Here is a 15,356-nt window from a genome sequence, read left to right as displayed (position 1 = left end):
CCATTTCGTTCGAAGGATCATCGGTGGATCTCATCGCGAGGGCGTTGCAGCTGCTGCTCGACAAGGACATGATCGGGTTCGCCGGCCTGTGGGCCGAGGACGGCACGGCGGAGTTCCCGTTCGCGCCGCCCGGCTGGCCTGCCAGGCTGGAGGGCCGCGCGGCGATCGAGGACTACGTGCGCGACTACCCGAAGGTGCTCGACATCCAGTCCTTCCCCAAGCAGGTGGTTCACCAGACCACCGACCCGGACGTCGTCATCGTCGAGTACGACGCCGAGGGTGTCCTGGTGCCGACCGGCGAGCCGTACCGGCACTCCTACGTCGTGGTCGTCACGACCCGCGACGGCGAGATCGTGAACTACCGCGACTACTGGAACCCGCTGAACCTGCAGGACTGGCGGAAGTGAGCACGCTGGTCGTCGGCGGGACCGGGACGACCGGCAGCCTGCTCGTCACCCTGCTGCCCGATGCCCGCGCCGCCACGAGGAAACCGGTGCGGCCAGGCCAGGTCCGGTTCGACTGGGACGTGCCGGCGACGTCCGAGGGTGCGCTGGACGGCGTGGACCGCGTCTACCTCATCCCGCCGATCGGTGTCGTCGACCCTGTTCCCGCGGTCGAGTCGTTCCTCTCTCGGGCGCGGCACGTGCGGCGCGTGGTGCTGCTGAGCTCCTCCGCGGTGCCGGAGAGCGCCACGGGGATCGGCGCTCTGCCCGCGCTGGTGCGCACGATGCCGGAGTGGGCGGTGCTGAGGCCGTCGTGGTTCATGCAGAACTTCACCGGAGACCACCCGGTCGCGGCGGGCGTCCGCGCCGGCGAGATCGTCACGGCCACCGGTGACGGCAGGGTCGGCTTCATCGACGCCGCCGACATCGCCGCGGTGGCCGCCAGGGCCTTGCTGGATCCGGTGCCGCACAACACCGATCACCTGATCACCGGTCCGGAGGCGCTCGGCTACACCGATGCCGCCGCCATCATCACCGAGGTCACGGGGAAGCCGGTGCGGCACCGCCCGGTCAGCACGGAGGAGATGACCGAACGCTTCGCCACCGGGTTGCCGAGGGAGTTCGCCGCGCTGCTCGCGGGGCTCGACGAGGACATCCGCGGCGGTGCGGAGGACCGGGTCACCACGACCGTCGAGGACGTGACGGGCAGGCCGGCCCGGTCGTTCCGCGACTTCATCCGGCGAACGTCCAGCGCGTAGCCCCACCGGGCCCCGCCGTGGCCACGGCGTGCGCGGCGCGCAGCGAGATCCGGTAGACGTACCAGGGCGGCGGTCCGCCGCTCGGGGCGGTGTAGGGCGCGGTGAACGCCAGACCCTCCCGTTCGGCTGGCCAGCCCGCCCGGCGGTACCTGGCAGCCACCCTGTCCAAAGTGGACTCGTCGGTGACCCGGTGGGCGTCGCCCTCCAGCACGAGGTCCATTCCGGTCAGCCGCACCGACACCGTGCAGGCCGGGTTCTTCGCGAGGTTGCGCGACTTGCGGGTGCCCGGCCCGCTCACGAAGAACAGGGTGTCCTCGAACCAGACGGCGCCGATGCCCACCGAGTGCGGACGGCCGTCGGGTCGCACGGTGCTCAGGAAGATCGGCACGTCCTTCGCGGCGGACTCCCGGCCGAGGAGGTCCTCCGCCTGGCTCCACCGCAGGGCGGCGTTGCCGTACTGGTCGAGGTTGCGGGTCTCGATCGTCGTGTTCGTCATGCAAGTGCGTCGAACGGGAACCCGCGTTTTCGACACTCAGTCCAGCGAGGTGCACGGCAGGACGAAGAACCAGCCCTCCGGCTCGTGCTCCAGCCGTACCTCCTGGGCGCCCGCCGCGCACTCCGCACGGGCCTTCGCGACGCTTTCGTCCCACGGCACGCCATCGACCACCGGCGATGCCTCCTGCAGGTACCAGAAGACGCTGACCACGACGATGATGCCGATCAGGTAGCGGCTCGCGCCCACCATCGCGCGTCCCCACGCCGGCGCCGGCGTCGCGTCGAGACCCACGAAGATCGCGGTGAACAGGAAGAGGGCCGGCGCGATGCTGTAGCGCTGCCCGGTCATCACGACGTCAGGCTGCTGCACCTGCAGGAGCGCGGTCCAGTTCAGCACCAGGCACGCGACGATCAGGACCACGCTGTACGCGACGGCGACCACCGCCAGCGTCCGCCCCGCCCGGTCGCCGAACCTGAGCCCCGCCACGATCGGCACCGCCGTGATCAGCAGCGCCGCCAGGATCACGCCGTTGCCCAGTGCCGGGTAGAAGTCGTCGACCCGCTCGGACCCGGTCAGCGCCGCCACCGGCACGCGCAGCAGGCTCGCGAGCAGCACCTGCACCGGGTCGATCGCGTCGTGCGAGTACGCCGTCCTCGCCGCGAACGGCATCACCGCGCCCTGCACGACCAGTCCGGCCAGGAACACGATCGGCACCTCCTTGCGCGGCTGGAACAACCGCAGGAGCGCGATCGGCGCCAGGATGAACACCAGTGGGCTCGTCATCGCGGCGAGGAACACGAACAACCCGACCAGCACGCGCGGGGCGTCGCGCCACAACAACGCCCAGAAGGCGCCGTAGAGCAGGAACCAGTGCAGGTTCGTCAGGTTGTTCAACGTCTCGGAGTTGCCCACCGGCAGCACGATCACGAGCGAGGCCAGCGCGAACCGCATCGGCGTCGACTTCAGGTACGCCTTCGACCCGGCGAACGCGATCAGCGCGATCAGCGCCCGCAGCACCGCGGCGGCGACGGCGAACGCGGCGGCGGTCCACTCGATCGGCAGCAGCGCGACCAGTTCGGCGACGATGCGCGTCAACGTGTGCAGGTAGCCGCCGTAGGGTTCGACCAGGTTCGACAGCGCCGGGAACCGCAGCGCGTCGACCGCGAACCTGGCGCCGTCCTCGGCCCACAGGTGGTCGAGCCGGGCCCAGCCGGCCGGGATGAGCAGCAGGAACAGCATCGAGCCGAGGAACGCGGCCGTCATGCCGAGCCACGCCCGCTCGTGCGGCGGTTCGGCGGGCAGCGGGATCATGCCGTCCGCGAGAGCCTTCGGTCGTTCCTTGGTCGCCGTCACCCGTTCCCCCATGTCCGAGTCGAACACAGGCACGGTACGGGGTCAGCTCAACAGGCGTTCGTAGCGGTCCCACTGCTCCTGGGTCACCACGGTGACCTCGGAGGAGTTCGACTGCGCGACCTCCAGCGAGTTGATCGGCATCAGCTTGTCGCCGACCAGCAGGCCCATCATGCCGTCCGGGCCGAGCACGGCGGGGACGGCCGCGGGAACGCGGACCGCGACCTGGAACGAGTCGACGATCTTCGGGCGCCACCCGATCACCCCGCGCGCGAACTTCGCCGCCGCCGAGCCCCGTTCGAACCGGACGACCTTGCCGTCGACGACGACGTCGGCCGTGCGTTCGGGGGAGGGCACCGAGAAGCCGTCGAGGACACGCGCCTCGTCCGGCGTCGCGCAGCCGTTGAGCCCGAGCGCGTCGATGCCGAAGTGGGTGATGTTCGTCGGTGCGCCGGAGTCGCCCGAGGTGGCACGCAGCACGTCGATCGCCACCTTGTCGCACGGACCGGCGGCGTGGATCGGCGCGTGACCCTCGGGCGTGCGCAGCAGGCCGGGGCCCTCCTGCCAGGGACCGGGGATCACCACCCGTTCGTACGGGTGGCGGGTGAACTCTTTGTTCCAGAACGTGATGGTGGTGCCCGCCTCGGTGGAGTGGGCGATCGCGAACGCCGACGCCGCGTCGATCCACATCCAGTCCGCGCTGAACGCCTCGACCACGGACCGGGTGCGGGCCTCGGTGGTCGACGGCACGGGCTTGAACCCCTGCGGACCCAAGGACTCGACGCCCGTCGTGAACAGCGGGTTCTTCGAACGCAGCACGTACTGGCCCGCGCCGTTCGACGCCGCCGCGTACCCGGTGGTGTCGGTGAAGAGCAGGTAGACCCAGCCGTCGAGGTAGATGGCGGACTGCTGGCCCGCGCCGTAGGTGTTCTCGCGGATGATGTCGTCGGACGTGCCGAGCATCGCCTGCCCGCTGTTGGCGCGCGTCCAGCTGATGCCGTCCTTGCTGGTCGCGACGCCGACCGCGCTGCCGTTGGCGTGGTTGTCCCTCGACGCGGCGGTGTAGTAGAGGTAGTAGGTGTCGCCGATCTTGACCAGCGACGGGTCGCACGTGTGCATCGCGTCGAAGCTGGTGCCGCTGCCCGAGAGTACCGGTAGCGCGGCGGTGAACGGTCCGTCCGGACCGGGGCCCTCGCTGTAGAGGATGTCGTCGCCGGTGGGCTGGGCGGTGCCCATCTGGCTGCACCACCACGTGCGCACCTTGCCGCCGTCGAGCATCACGGTGGGCGCGTAGTTGTAGACGGCGTCGCCGGTCCCCGCGATCACCGTGCCGGGGCTCCGCCTGCCGTTCTCCACCGTCAGCTTGAGCTTGTCGCGCGGCGGGGGCGCCTTGGTCTCCTGCATCGGTGGTTGCTGACCGGTGGCCGGCTTGCCCACCGGAGGGCCGGCTACCTCAGTGGTGCACGCGGTGACCGCACTGAGCAGTGCGAGCGCAGCGAGTAACGCAAGAGGTCGGCGACTCCGGGGCACGAGACCATCATAGTGATCAACTCATCCGGACGGGTGAAGTCCGTTGTCGCTCTCCGATTCATCCACTGTCAATCCGTCTTTCGCGTCGCCGTGGTGAGTGCGATTCCGCTGCCCAGGAGCGAATCCCGCGAGCCGTTGCGGCCAGACCGCTCCGCCATCGGGTCGCTGGCTGCCGACAGCGACGAAGACATCGTTGACAGGATCGAGAACCGGCCGATGCACGCGGACGGCAGCCCGCCCCGGACAGCAGGGCCCGTGAGCGTCGGGAAGGGCGGCGACCTCACGTGTACAGCGCCCTGGCCAGGCCGTCGATCACGGAGGACGTCAGCGGTCCGAAGCTCAGCACCTGGTGGTCGTTCATGTCGACAATCCGGCGCTTCTGCCCGGCCGGCGTCTGCGCGACACCGGGCACGCCGACCAAGCCCTCGACCCCGCCGACGGACTGGAGTCCCTTCGTCATCACCAGGATCACGTCCGGTGCCGCCTTGGACAACGCCTCCGGGTCGATCGGTCCGGCGCCCTGCAACCCGGCCTCGCTCGCGGCGTCGACCGCCCCGACAGCGGTGATCAGGTCGTCCGCGCCGGTGCCCTGGCCGAACATCTGGTAGGTCCCGGACTCGCCGCGGACGTAGAGGAACACGATCCGCAGGCTGGAGTCGCTCGCGAGCCGGTGCGCCGCGATCTTGGCCTTCTCGATCTCCACGGTGGTGCGCTGAGCGAGTCTCTCGCCTTCCGCCGGCACCCCGAGCGCGTCGGCGACCTGCTGGATCAGCGTGCCTACGTTGTTGACGGCGCGCCTGGAGTCCGTGACGACGACGGGGATGCCCGACTTCCTGAGCCGCGGCACCACGTCCGACGGCCCGAGCGTGATGTCGGTGATCACGACGCTCGGCCGCAGCCCGAGGATGGCCTCGGTGCTGAGCTGGTGCCCGTTGGTGGTGATGAGCGGAAGCATGGCGGCAGCGGGGAAACCGGTCGAGGCGTCGCGGCCGACCATGCGGCCGCCGAGCCCCAGCCCGAACACCGTCGCACCGAGCGTGCCGTGCAGGTCGAAGGCGAGGATGCGGTCGGCGCTGGTCACCGTGACCTCGGTGTCCTGCGCGTCGGTGACCGTCGTGGGCAGCCTCGGGGTCGCCTGGTCGCTGATCGGCGCGATGTCCGGCACCGCCACCGTCGCGGTGCTCGGCCCCGTCTTGTGCCGCGGATCCTTCGCCGGTTCGAGCTGCTCCAGCGGAGTCCGGCCGGGGTCGCTCGGAGGTACTTCCGGCGCGTCGGGCTGTGCCGGCCTGGTGCAGCCCGCGACCAGCATGACCGTGAGCACAGCCACCCAGATTCTCACGCCCTGAACTTAACTACACCAGGGACCGGTGATGGCTAGAAGATGCCGGCAAAAGTGGCTGTCGCAGCTGATCTCGTGACCATCGCAGCTGATCTCGTGACCATCGCGGCTGATCTCATGACCATCGCCGTGCCCGCCGCCGCGGAAAGCGCTTCCCGGGGCGCGACCACACCCCGAACGCCACAGACCTCGTCGCGGCGGGCGGGATGGTCACCGTGTCCGGCACCGGCAACGACCCGGCGGACGGCTACTACGGAGCGGACAGCTACTACGGATCCGTGCGGGGTGAACGCGCCACCCACTTCTCCGGCACCACGACGGCATCATCGAACGTCCCGCGCGGGAGTTCCGCGCCGGAAGCGCCGTGCAGCTCGTCGATGGTCGTCATCAGCTGCCCAGGTAGCGGACGACGGCCATCACGCGGCGGCTCAGACCGGACGAGCCGGAGAGCCCGAGCTTGTCGAAGATCGCGTTGATGTGCTTCTCCGCGGCGCTCTGCGAGATGTGCAGCTGCGCGGAGATGCGCGCGTTCGTGAGACCCTGCGCCATCAGCTCGAGGACGTCCTTCTCCCTCGCCGTCAGGGTTTCGAGCGGGTCGACGTGGGTCGTCCTCGTCAGCAGCCGGCGCACGACCTCCGGGTCGAACGCCGCACCGCCCGCCACGACCCGGTCCAGCGCCTCCAGGAACTCGTCGACCTGGGCCACGCGGTCCTTGAGCAGGTAACCGACCTTGCCGCCGGTGCTGGTGATCAGCTCTGTCGCGTAGCGGTTCTCGACGTACTGGGAGAGGACGAGCACGCTGACCTCCGGCCACCGCTCGCGGATCTCGAGCGCGGCACGCATGCCGTCGTCCTTGTGGTCCGGCGGCATCCGGACGTCCGTGACCACGATGTCCGGCCGGTGCTCCTCGGTGGCCCTGAGCAGTTCCGGCGCGGTGCCGACGGCGGCGACGACCTCGTGGCCCTCCTCGGCGAGGAGCCTGATCAGGCCTTCGCGCAGCAAGGTCGAGTCCTCGGCCAGGATCACTCGCACGGCAACCTCGCACGGATCGTGGTGGGACCGCCGTGCGGACTGGTCACCTCGAACTCCCCGTCCACCGCCTTGACCCTCCTGGCGAGGCCGGACAGCCCCGTGCCCGCCGCGTCGGCGCCGCCGACGCCGTCGTCCCACACCATGACCGTGATGTCGTCCTTTCCTGGCCGGACGGAGATCTCGACGACCGACGGACCGGCGTGCTTGGCGGCGTTCGTGACGGCCTCCGACACCACGAAGTAGATCACCGCCTCCAGCGCGGTACCCGGCGACTGCCTGAGCTCGTTGCTGATCTCGACCCGCACGCTCGACCGCTCGGCCAGCACCTCGAGCGCCGCGTCCAGCCCGGCGTCGTCGAGGACGGCGGGGTAGACGCGGGTGGCGACCTCGCGCAGCTTGTCGATGGCCTCGCCCGCCGTGTCCTGCGCCTGCTGTAACAACTCCTGCAACTGCTCCTCGGACTTCGTCCGGCGCGCCCTGCCGATCAACATGCCGAGCGCCACGAGCCGCTGCTGGACGCCGTCGTGCAGGTCGCGCTCGATCCGCCTGCGCTCGTCGTCGATCGCCTCGATCACCTCGGCCCGCGTGCTGGTCAGCTCCGCGACCCGCTGACGCAGCAGCGTCTGCTGGCTGCGGCCGAGCATCGTCGTGGCGAGCCACCGGTCCAGCGCCGCCACTCCGGTGACCCCGGCCAGCGTGACGAAGATGAGCAGCGCACCCGGCAGCGTCGCCACCGCGATCAGCTGCGTGTCCACCACGTCGCCGTTCTTGACCAGGCCCCACGAGCCGTCGAAGAGCCATGCCGTCAGCATCGACAGCGCCGTGGTGACGTAGAGCATCAGCATCATGATCACGCCGGCGCCCAGGCCACCCACCAGCGCCCGCAGGCCGAGGTAGCGCCGGCACCGGCTCGACGTCAGCGGATCGGCGTGCGCGGCCTCGCCGTACCGCGCGATCCTCCACAGTTCGAGCTTGGTCAGCCTGACCGCGCCGACCCCCAGCACCGCGGCCAGCAGGTCGGGCAGCGCGGACGCCGTCCCGACCAGCACGCCGTAGAAGGTCCGGAACCACCCGCGCACCACCGAACCCGCGCTGAGCTGCTCATCCTGGTGCACATCGGCAACCGTACTGGCCCGTTCGGACCCAGGCATTGTGGTTTACCGCAGTATCGCCCTGCGGTTTCCCCCACGATTCCCGACGGTCAACCTCATGGTCCCCGCCCTCCTCCCTTTCTAGCGTTGACCCCGGCATTCCGTTACGACACAAGGGGAAAGCGATGCTGGCTGACTGGGCCGTCTCACTCATGGAATCGCTGGGAGGCGTGGGCGCGGCGGTGGTCGTGGGCCTGGACAACCTTTTCCCGCCGATCCCGAGCGAACTGGTGCTGCCACTGGCGGGCTTCTCCGCGAGCAAGGGCGTGTTCAGCCTGCCCGCCGCCCTCTTCTGGACCACGCTGGGCTCAGTGGCCGGCGCCGTCATCGTCTACTTCGCGGGCCTGCTCCTGGGCCGCGACCGGACTCGCCGCCTGGTGGCACGAATCCCGCTGGTCCGCGTGAGCGATTTCGACAAGACGGAAGCGTGGTTCACCCGCCACGGCACCAAAGCCGTGTTCTTCGGCCGGATGGTGCCGCTGTTCCGCAGCTTCATCTCCCTGCCCGCGGGCGTGGAACGCATGAACTTCCCGAAGTTCCTGGTGCTGACGACGTTAGGCAGCCTGATCTGGAACACCGTGTTCGTCAGCGCCGGCTACCTCCTGGGCGAGAACTGGCACCGCGTCGAGTCCTACGCCGGCATCTTCCAGAAGCTGGTGCTCGGCGCCGTCGCCCTCGCCGTCGTGCTCTTCGTCGTCAGCCGCCTGCGCCAGCGCTCGAAGGGCGATCCGGAGTCGACAGCGGTGCTGCCCCGCATCGGCCGATAACGCTGCCACGGAACGTGATCCCGCTGCGCCAGTCCGGGCACGAGGGGCGGTGGGGGTGAGTTGTCGTTCGCGGGCTCGGGCGACCGTCCGCGCGAGCTCACTCTCGCTGCCGCCGAGTGCCTGGTGTCGTTGCCGGGCAACGCGATCCCGCTCGGCCGCGTCCACACGGACGGGTTTCCCCTGGCGACTCCACGCAGTTGGGTACAACGCCGGGAACTCGCCCTCCACCAACTCCGGCAAGTCGCTCCCGCGCTACCCGAGATCCGGCCCCGGCGATGGGGACGAGCTGTCGTTCGCGGGCTCCGGTGACCGTCCGCGGGAGCCCACTCTCGCTGCCGCCGAGTGCCTGGTGTTGTTGCCGGGCAACGCGATCCCGTTGCGCCAGTCCGGGCACGGGGCGGGAGCGATCGGGGCGAGCTGTCGTTCGCAGGCTGGGACGACCGTCCGCGCCTGCTCATTCCCGCTGCCATCGAGCACCCGATGTCGTTGCCGGGCAACGCGATCCCGCTCGGCCGCGTCCACACGAACGGGTTCCTGGCGGCTCCACGTTGTTGGCGACAACGCCGGGGAACTCGCCCTCCACCAGCCCCGGCAAGCCGCTCCCGCGCTACCCAGAGATCCGGCCCCAACGGCGGCGTCGGCCCCAGCACGCCGGGACCACCGGCCCGACACCACCACAAGCAGTCCGAAGTGGACGACAGAAGCGCAGTCGTTCCCCACCACGAACAAGGAGACCACGAAGTGCCGGAAAACGAAGGTACCCCAGGCCGGGGGAGTGGCCTGGGGTACCGGAGAGCAGCTGGATCAGACGTCGTAGCGGTCCGCGTTCATGACCTTGTTCCACGCGACGACGAAGTCCTGCACGAACTTCGAGGAGGCGTCGTCACTCGCGTAGACCTCGGCGATGGCGCGGAGCTCGGAGTTCGAGCCGAACACCAGGTCGTTGCGGGTGCCGGTCCACCGGACGGCACCGGTGGCGCGGTCGCGGCCTTCGAAGTTCTCCTGGTCCTCGGTGACCGACTTCCACTCCGTCTCCATGTCGAGCAGGTTGACGAAGAAGTCGTTGGTCAGCGTCTCCGGCTTGGCCGTGAGCACGCCCGCCGTCGAACCGCCGTGGTTGGCGCCCAGCACACGCAGGCCGCCGACGAGCACGGTCATCTCCGGCGCGGAGAGGCCGAGGAGGTTGGCCCTGTCGATCAGCAGGTACTCCGACGGCAGCGGGGTGGCCTTGCCGCCGTAGTTGCGGAAACCGTCGACCTTCGGCTCCAGGACGGCGAACGACTCGGCGTCGGTCTGCTCCTGGGTCGCGTCCACGCGGCCCGCGAGGAACGGCTCCTCGACGTCGTGGCCCGCGGCCTTGGCGGCCTGCTCGATCGCCGCGGCGCCGCCGAGGACGATCAGGTCGGCCAGCGAGACCTTCTTGCCGCCGGTCGCGGAGCTGTTGAACGCCTCCTGCACGCCTTCCAGCGTCCGCAGGACCTGGGCGAGCTGGTCGGGCTCGTTGACCTCCCAGCCGCGCTGCGGCTCCAGCCTGATCCGGGCACCGTTGGCGCCGCCGCGCTTGTCGCTCTGGCGGAACGACGAGGCCGAGGCCCACGCGGTCTTGACCAGCTGCGAGACCGAGAGGCCGGTCTCCAGGATCTTGGCCTTCAGCGAGGCCACGTCCTCCGCGGAGATCAGCTCGTAGTCGCGCACGGGCAGGCGGTCCTGCCAGATCAGCTCCTCCTGCGGCACCAGCGGGCCGAGGTAGCGCTGGATCGGGCCCATGTCGCGGTGGGTCAGCTTGAACCACGCGCGGGAGAAGGCCTCGGCGAACGCCTCGTGGCTTTCGGCGAACTTGCGCGAGATCGGTTCGTAGATCGGGTCGAACCGCAGCGCGAGGTCCGTGGTGAGCATCATCGGCGTGCGGTTGCGGGTGCCGTCCTCGGGGTCGGGCACCGTGTTGGCGCCCGCGCCGTCCTTCGGCTTCCACTGGTGCGCGCCGGCGGGAGACTTGGTGAGCTCCCACTCGAACTCGAAGAGGTTCTTGAAGAACAGGTTCGTCCACTCGGTGGGCCGCTGCGTCCAGGTCACCTCGAGGCCGGAGGTGATGGCGTCGCGGCCCTTGCCGGTGCCGTGCGTGCTGATCCAGCCGAAGCCCTGCGCGTCCATCAGCGAGCCCTCGGGCTCGGCACCGACCAGCGACGGGTCGCCGGCGCCGTGCGCCTTGCCGAAGGTGTGGCCACCGGCGATGAGCGCGACGGTCTCCTCGTCGTTCATGCCCATGCGGCCGAACGTCTCGCGGATGTCGCGGGCGGAGGCCAGCGGGTCCGGGTTGCCGTTGGGGCCCTCGGGGTTGACGTAGATCAGGCCCATCTGGACGGCCGCGAGCGGCGACTCGAGGTCGCGCTCACCGGTGTAGCGCGCGTCGCCACCGAGCCACTCGGTCTCCGGGCCCCAGTAGACGTCCTCGTCCGGCTCCCACACGTCGTTGCGGCCGCCGGCGAAGCCGAAGGTCGTGAAGCCCATGGTCTCCAGGGCGCGGTTGCCCGTGAAGATCATGAGGTCGGCCCAGGAGACCCTGCGGCCCCACTTCTTCTTGACCGGCCACAGCAGACGGCGGGCCTTGTCCAGGTTGCCGTTGTCCGGCCAGCTGTTGAGCGGAGCGAAGCGCTGCATGCCGGCGCCGGCGCCGCCGCGGCCGTCGTGGGTGCGGTAGGTACCCGCGCTGTGCCACGCCATGCGGATCATGAACGGGCCGTAGTGCCCGAAGTCCGCGGGCCACCAGTCCTTCGACTCGGTGAGCACGGCGTCGACGTCGCGCGCCAGCTCGTCGAGGTCGACGGTCAGGAACTCCTTGCCGTAGTCGAGCTCACCACCGAAGGGGTCCGCCTGGACGGGGTGCTTGCGGAGGATCCGGAGGTTGAGCTGGTTGGGCCACCAGTCTCGGTTGCTGCCGCCCTCGCTGGGGTGGCTGCGCCGGCCGTGCGCGACCGGGCAGCCGCCGGCCTCCTCCACGTTCAGCTCGCTCAGCTTGGCGTCAGTGCTGTCGGACACGGGAATCCTTCCGGGTGTTCAGGAACTTTTCGCGGCGGTCGTGCAGTCGGGGCAAGTGCCCCAGTAGATGACCTCGGCCTCGTCGATGACGAACCCTCGGTCGTCGGATGCGTCCAGGCAGGGCGCATGGCCGACCGCGCAGTCGACGTCGGCGATGGCGCCACAGGATCTGCACACGACATGGTGGTGGTTGTCCCCGACGCGCGCCTCGTAACGCGCGACCGAGCCCTGGGGCTCGATCCGCCGCAACAGGCCGGCTCCGGTCAGTGCGCGGAGCACGTCGTACACGGCCTGGTGGGAGACCGCGCCGAGGTTCTGACGCACGACACCGATGATCGAGTCCGTGTCGGCGTGCGGGTGGGTGTGCACCGCGGACAGCACAGCCATCCGCGGAGCCGTCACTCGCAATGACGCTCCACGCAACATGCGCTCGAAGTCGGAAGTCGTGGGCACGGGCACCAGCCTGCCGTCTTTTCTGGAATGAGTCAAGTTAATGAGTCTTGCAGTTCACACGAAGGGTCACCGCCGCACGGCCACCACGGCGTCGGCCAGCCGCCGCACCCCCTCGGCGAGCACGTGCTCGGGCGCGCCGCCGTAGGTCAAACGGAGAAAACCGCCCGGCGGTTCAGCGGCGAACCAGGCGCGTCCCGGGATCACCACGACGTCCCGTGCCGCGGCGGCCGTGGTCAGCTCCAGGTCGTCGAGGTCGTCCGGCAGTTTCGCCCACAGGTGCAGGCCGCCGGTCGACCGTGCGACCTCGAACTCCGGCAGGTGCTCGGAGATCGCGCGCGACAGAGCGTCACGCCTCGACCTCAAGGACTGCTGGAGCGCGCGCAGGTGCCGGCGCCAGGCAGGGGACGTCACGAAGTCGATCGCCGCCTCCTGCAACGGTCCCGCGACGTACAGGTCCTGCCGGGAACGCGTGTTCTTCAGCCGGGTGCTCGCCGGGCCGCGGGCTCCGATCGCCGCGACGCGGAGTCCGGGTGCGGCGACCTTGGTCAGGGAGCGGACGTGGACGACGTGGCCGTCGGTGTCCTGGGAGGCCAGCGTCGGCGGCGCGGTGCCGTCGATGGTGAAGCCGCGTGCCCAGTCGTCCTCGACCAGGAACGCACCCATGCCGCGGACGATCCGCATGACCTCGGTGCGGCGGTCTTCGGACAGCACGGCGCCGTGCGGGTTCGCGTGCAACGGCTGGCAGTAGAAGAGCTTCGCGCCGGTCCGCTCGAACGCGGCCTGGAGCAGGTCGGGCCGCACGCCGTCCTGGTCGGCCGGCACCGGGACGACCTTGAGCCCGGCGTCGCGCGCGGCCGCGATCGCGCCGAGGTAGGTGGGTGACTCGACGAGCACGGCGTCACCGCGGTCGCCGAGCCCGCGGAACACGGTCGCGAGCGCCTCCTGGGCGCCCGCGCACACCGTGATGTCACCGGCCCTCAGCTCGCCGCCGGCCTCCTTGGCGAACCACGCGCGCAGCTCCTCCTTGCCCTCGACCGGCACGCGTCCCCACGACGCCGGCCGGCGTGCGGCCCGGCTGAGCGCGGCGCCGAGCGCGTCCACGGGTTGCAGGTCTGGGTCGAGGTAGCCGCTGGTCAGTGGGATGGCCTCGGGTTTCGGCACCGCGACGAGGTTCGCCACCAGGTCCTCGCCGGGCCTGCCCTCGCCGAGCGCCACGGCCTGCCACGACAGGTCCCGGCTGGTGGCGGCCGCGCGTGGCGCGACGAAGCTGCCCCGGCCGGGCCGCACCTCGACGAGCCCCTCGGCCGCCACGTGCTGGATCGCCTGCTGGACCGTCGCGGGGGAGGCCCGGTGCCGCGCCATCAGGTCGCGCACCGAGGGCATGCGGTCGCCCGCGTGTCCGGCACGTGCCGTGGCTCTCAGGTCCTCGATAACGCGGACGGCTGCGTTATCCTCATTCATGAGAGCCAAGAGTAACGTTATCCTGCCGGCGGGAGTAACACTCGGTGCGCTGGGCGTGCTGGGTTTCAGCTTCTCCCTGCCCGCGACCCGCTTGGCGGTGGCCGGACTGGACCCGTGGTTCGTCGCGTTCGGCCGAGCACTCGTCGCCGGCGTCCTGGCGATCGGTTACCTGGCGTTATCGCGTGCACCGCTGCCGACGATGACGCAGGTGCGCCGCCTGGTGATCGTCGCCCTTGGCATCGTGATCGGCTTCCCGCTCTTCACGTCCCTGGCCCTCACGACCCAGACCTCGGCCCACGGCGCCGTCGTGATCGCCGTGCTGCCCATGTCCACGGCGATCTGGGCGGTCGTGCGCGCCTCGGAACGGCCGCCCGTCGCGTTCTGGCTCTCCAGCGGCGCCGGCCTGCTCGCGGTGCTGGCCTTCGTGGCCACCGGCGGTGGTTTCTCCGGCTCCCTCGGACTCGCCGACGTGTACCTGTTCGTCGCGGTCGTGCTGTGCGGCCTGGGATACGCCGAGGGCGGCGCACTCTCCCGCGAACTGGGCGGTGCCAGGACGGTCTGCTGGGCGCTGGTGGTCTCGCTCCCGGTGACCATCCCGGTTTCCTTGTACACAGCGGACTTCTCGCGCGCCACCGGTGTCGTGTGGCTCAGCTTCGCCTACGTGGCGCTGGTCTCGATGTTCCTCGGCTTCTTCGCCTGGTACGCGGGCCTGGCCGCGGGCGGCGTCGCGAAGATCGGGCAGATCCAGCTGGCCCAGCCGGTGCTGACCCTGATGTGGTCGGCGCTGGTCCTGGGCGAACCGGTCGGCTGGCCCGCCCTCGCCACCGCCGCCGTTGTGGTCGTGTGCGTCGTGCTGACCCAACGCAGCCGCGTCACACCGACGACGGTCGCCGTGGGTCAACCAGTTCGCTGACGCCGGCGCGGTCGAACGCCTCGATGAGTGCCGAGGCACCTTGTTCCAGCTTGAGCCGGATCTCGGCCGGGTGCAGCGGGACGACGGCGAGAAGATCGATCTTGCCCTTCGCGCTGTCGATCTCGCGCCCCTGCGGCCCGGTCATCAGCACCGGTGTGACGACCATCCCCGCGAACCGGGTGTTCGGCGCGTAAGGCACGGCCGGGTCGCCGTTGGGCAGCAGGTGCCACGCCCCGAGCCAGGTGCCGTTCTCGTGCGGGAACACCGCCAGGTACTTGAGCAGGTGCACCGGCCATGAGTCGTCGGCCGAGAGGTCCTCGACCGGCCAGTCCGCCGGCAGGCACAGCATCAGCTCCGCGAACGGGCCGACCCCGTCCGGCACCGTCATCGGCTGGTCGCTCATGCCCTCGGTGACCAGTGTCCGGAAAGGACGGTCAGCGGTCGGCCCGACCACGAGCACGTGCACCCCGGTCGACGGCATCGCGTGGAACACGAACTCGATCGGCCCGAAGTGTTCCTCGACGTGCCGCTCGATCGCCTCGTGCGCGACTTCCCCCAGGTCGTCCATGAGCGCAGAGCTTAGGCCGCGTCGGGCGCCGAGAATTGTCAGACCCTTCTGCCATCCTC

At 70.2% G+C, this 15,356-nt stretch carries 14 protein-coding genes; 4 read left to right on the top strand and 10 right to left on the bottom strand.

The window, feature by feature from the left end:
• Positions 1-23 precede the first annotated feature (23 nt).
• Entirely contained in the window at positions 24-407 is a 384-nt protein-coding gene (locus tag ACRSBM_RS33745) for a nuclear transport factor 2 family protein (protein WP_434449877.1), read from the top strand.
• Positions 404-1,201, top strand: coding sequence for an ergot alkaloid biosynthesis protein (locus ACRSBM_RS33740; RefSeq protein ID WP_434449875.1), 798 nt, complete (start codon positions 404-406; stop codon positions 1,199-1,201). The genes ACRSBM_RS33745 and ACRSBM_RS33740 overlap by 4 nt, the downstream gene beginning before the upstream one ends.
• Here the strand turns inward: ACRSBM_RS33740 and ACRSBM_RS33735 are convergent.
• The 6 genes from ACRSBM_RS33735 to ACRSBM_RS33710 form a co-directional block, all read right to left on the bottom strand.
• A complete protein-coding gene (locus tag ACRSBM_RS33735) occupies positions 1,176-1,697 on the bottom strand; it encodes a pyridoxamine 5'-phosphate oxidase family protein (protein ID WP_434449872.1) in 522 nt (173 codons plus the stop codon). The genes ACRSBM_RS33740 and ACRSBM_RS33735 overlap by 26 nt on opposite strands.
• A 36-nt stretch (positions 1,698-1,733) precedes the next feature.
• Complete coding sequence (locus ACRSBM_RS33730; protein WP_434449869.1) at positions 1,734-3,083, bottom strand: hypothetical protein; 1,350 nt, start codon at positions 3,081-3,083, stop codon at positions 1,734-1,736.
• A 9-nt stretch (positions 3,084-3,092) separates the two neighbouring features.
• On the bottom strand, positions 3,093-4,484 hold the full coding sequence (locus tag ACRSBM_RS33725; protein WP_434449866.1) for a beta-xylosidase: 1,392 nt from the start codon (positions 4,482-4,484) through the stop codon (positions 3,093-3,095).
• 373 nt (positions 4,485-4,857) lie between these two features.
• Positions 4,858-5,916, bottom strand: a complete 1,059-nt coding sequence (locus ACRSBM_RS33720) for a heme/hemin ABC transporter substrate-binding protein (protein WP_434449863.1) — start codon at positions 5,914-5,916, stop codon at positions 4,858-4,860.
• A gap of 387 nt (positions 5,917-6,303) precedes the next feature.
• Positions 6,304-6,948: a response regulator transcription factor gene (locus ACRSBM_RS33715; RefSeq protein ID WP_434449860.1), complete on the bottom strand. Its 645-nt coding sequence runs from the start codon at positions 6,946-6,948 to the stop codon at positions 6,304-6,306.
• Positions 6,939-8,063, bottom strand: a complete 1,125-nt coding sequence (locus ACRSBM_RS33710) for a sensor histidine kinase (protein ID WP_434449857.1) — start codon at positions 8,061-8,063, stop codon at positions 6,939-6,941. Before ACRSBM_RS33710 ends, ACRSBM_RS33715 begins: the two co-directional genes overlap by 10 nt.
• Before the next feature lie 161 nt (positions 8,064-8,224).
• Here ACRSBM_RS33710 and ACRSBM_RS33705 point away from each other — a divergent pair, with 161 nt between their 5' ends.
• Positions 8,225-8,866 carry a DedA family protein gene (locus tag ACRSBM_RS33705; RefSeq protein WP_434449854.1) on the top strand — a complete coding sequence of 214 codons (642 nt, stop codon included), beginning with the start codon at positions 8,225-8,227 and terminating at the stop codon, positions 8,864-8,866.
• Positions 8,867-9,670: 804 nt separating this feature from the next.
• Here ACRSBM_RS33705 and katG read toward each other — a convergent pair.
• The 3 genes from katG to ACRSBM_RS33690 all read right to left on the bottom strand — a co-directional run bounded on the left by katG (position 9,671) and on the right by ACRSBM_RS33690 (position 13,816).
• Positions 9,671-11,902, bottom strand: coding sequence for a catalase/peroxidase HPI (gene katG / locus ACRSBM_RS33700; RefSeq protein WP_434449851.1), 2,232 nt, complete (start codon positions 11,900-11,902; stop codon positions 9,671-9,673).
• Positions 11,903-11,920: 18 nt separating this feature from the next.
• Positions 11,921-12,355, bottom strand: coding sequence for a Fur family transcriptional regulator (locus tag ACRSBM_RS33695; RefSeq protein ID WP_434449848.1), 435 nt, complete (start codon positions 12,353-12,355; stop codon positions 11,921-11,923).
• 66 nt (positions 12,356-12,421) lie between these two features.
• Complete coding sequence (locus tag ACRSBM_RS33690; protein ID WP_434449845.1) at positions 12,422-13,816, bottom strand: PLP-dependent aminotransferase family protein; 1,395 nt, start codon at positions 13,814-13,816, stop codon at positions 12,422-12,424.
• On the opposite strand from ACRSBM_RS33690, the gene ACRSBM_RS33685 reads away from it, so the two are divergent.
• Positions 13,815-14,729, top strand: a complete 915-nt coding sequence (locus tag ACRSBM_RS33685; RefSeq protein ID WP_434449842.1) for a DMT family transporter — start codon at positions 13,815-13,817, stop codon at positions 14,727-14,729. The two genes, ACRSBM_RS33690 and ACRSBM_RS33685, sit on opposite strands and share 2 nt — an antisense overlap.
• On the opposite strand, the gene ACRSBM_RS33680 is transcribed toward ACRSBM_RS33685, so the two are convergent.
• Positions 14,689-15,297: a suppressor of fused domain protein gene (locus ACRSBM_RS33680; RefSeq protein ID WP_434449840.1), complete on the bottom strand. Its 609-nt coding sequence runs from the start codon at positions 15,295-15,297 to the stop codon at positions 14,689-14,691. The genes ACRSBM_RS33685 and ACRSBM_RS33680 overlap by 41 nt on opposite strands.
• Positions 15,298-15,356 lie beyond the last annotated feature (59 nt).

It is taken from the genome of Lentzea xerophila (genome assembly GCF_051094245.1).
GTDB lineage: Bacteria > Actinomycetota > Actinomycetes > Mycobacteriales > Pseudonocardiaceae > Lentzea > Lentzea xerophila.
The sequence above is the reverse complement of the archived record's forward strand: the minus strand, read 5'-3'. Positions and strand labels throughout refer to the sequence as shown.

Excerpts from the sequence above, each read along its gene's own strand:
- ACRSBM_RS33735 (WP_434449872.1), bottom strand. The coding sequence starts at position 1,697 with ATGACGAACACGACGATCGAGACCCGCAACCTCGACCAGTACGGCAAC.
- ACRSBM_RS33705 (WP_434449854.1), top strand. The coding sequence starts at position 8,225 with ATGCTGGCTGACTGGGCCGTCTCACTCATGGAATCGCTGGGAGGCGTG.
- ACRSBM_RS33685 (WP_434449842.1), top strand. The coding sequence starts at position 13,815 with ATGAGAGCCAAGAGTAACGTTATCCTGCCGGCGGGAGTAACACTCGGT.
- ACRSBM_RS33690 (WP_434449845.1), bottom strand. The coding sequence starts at position 13,816 with ATGAATGAGGATAACGCAGCCGTCCGCGTTATCGAGGACCTGAGAGCC.
- ACRSBM_RS33680 (WP_434449840.1), bottom strand. The coding sequence starts at position 15,297 with ATGGACGACCTGGGGGAAGTCGCGCACGAGGCGATCGAGCGGCACGTC.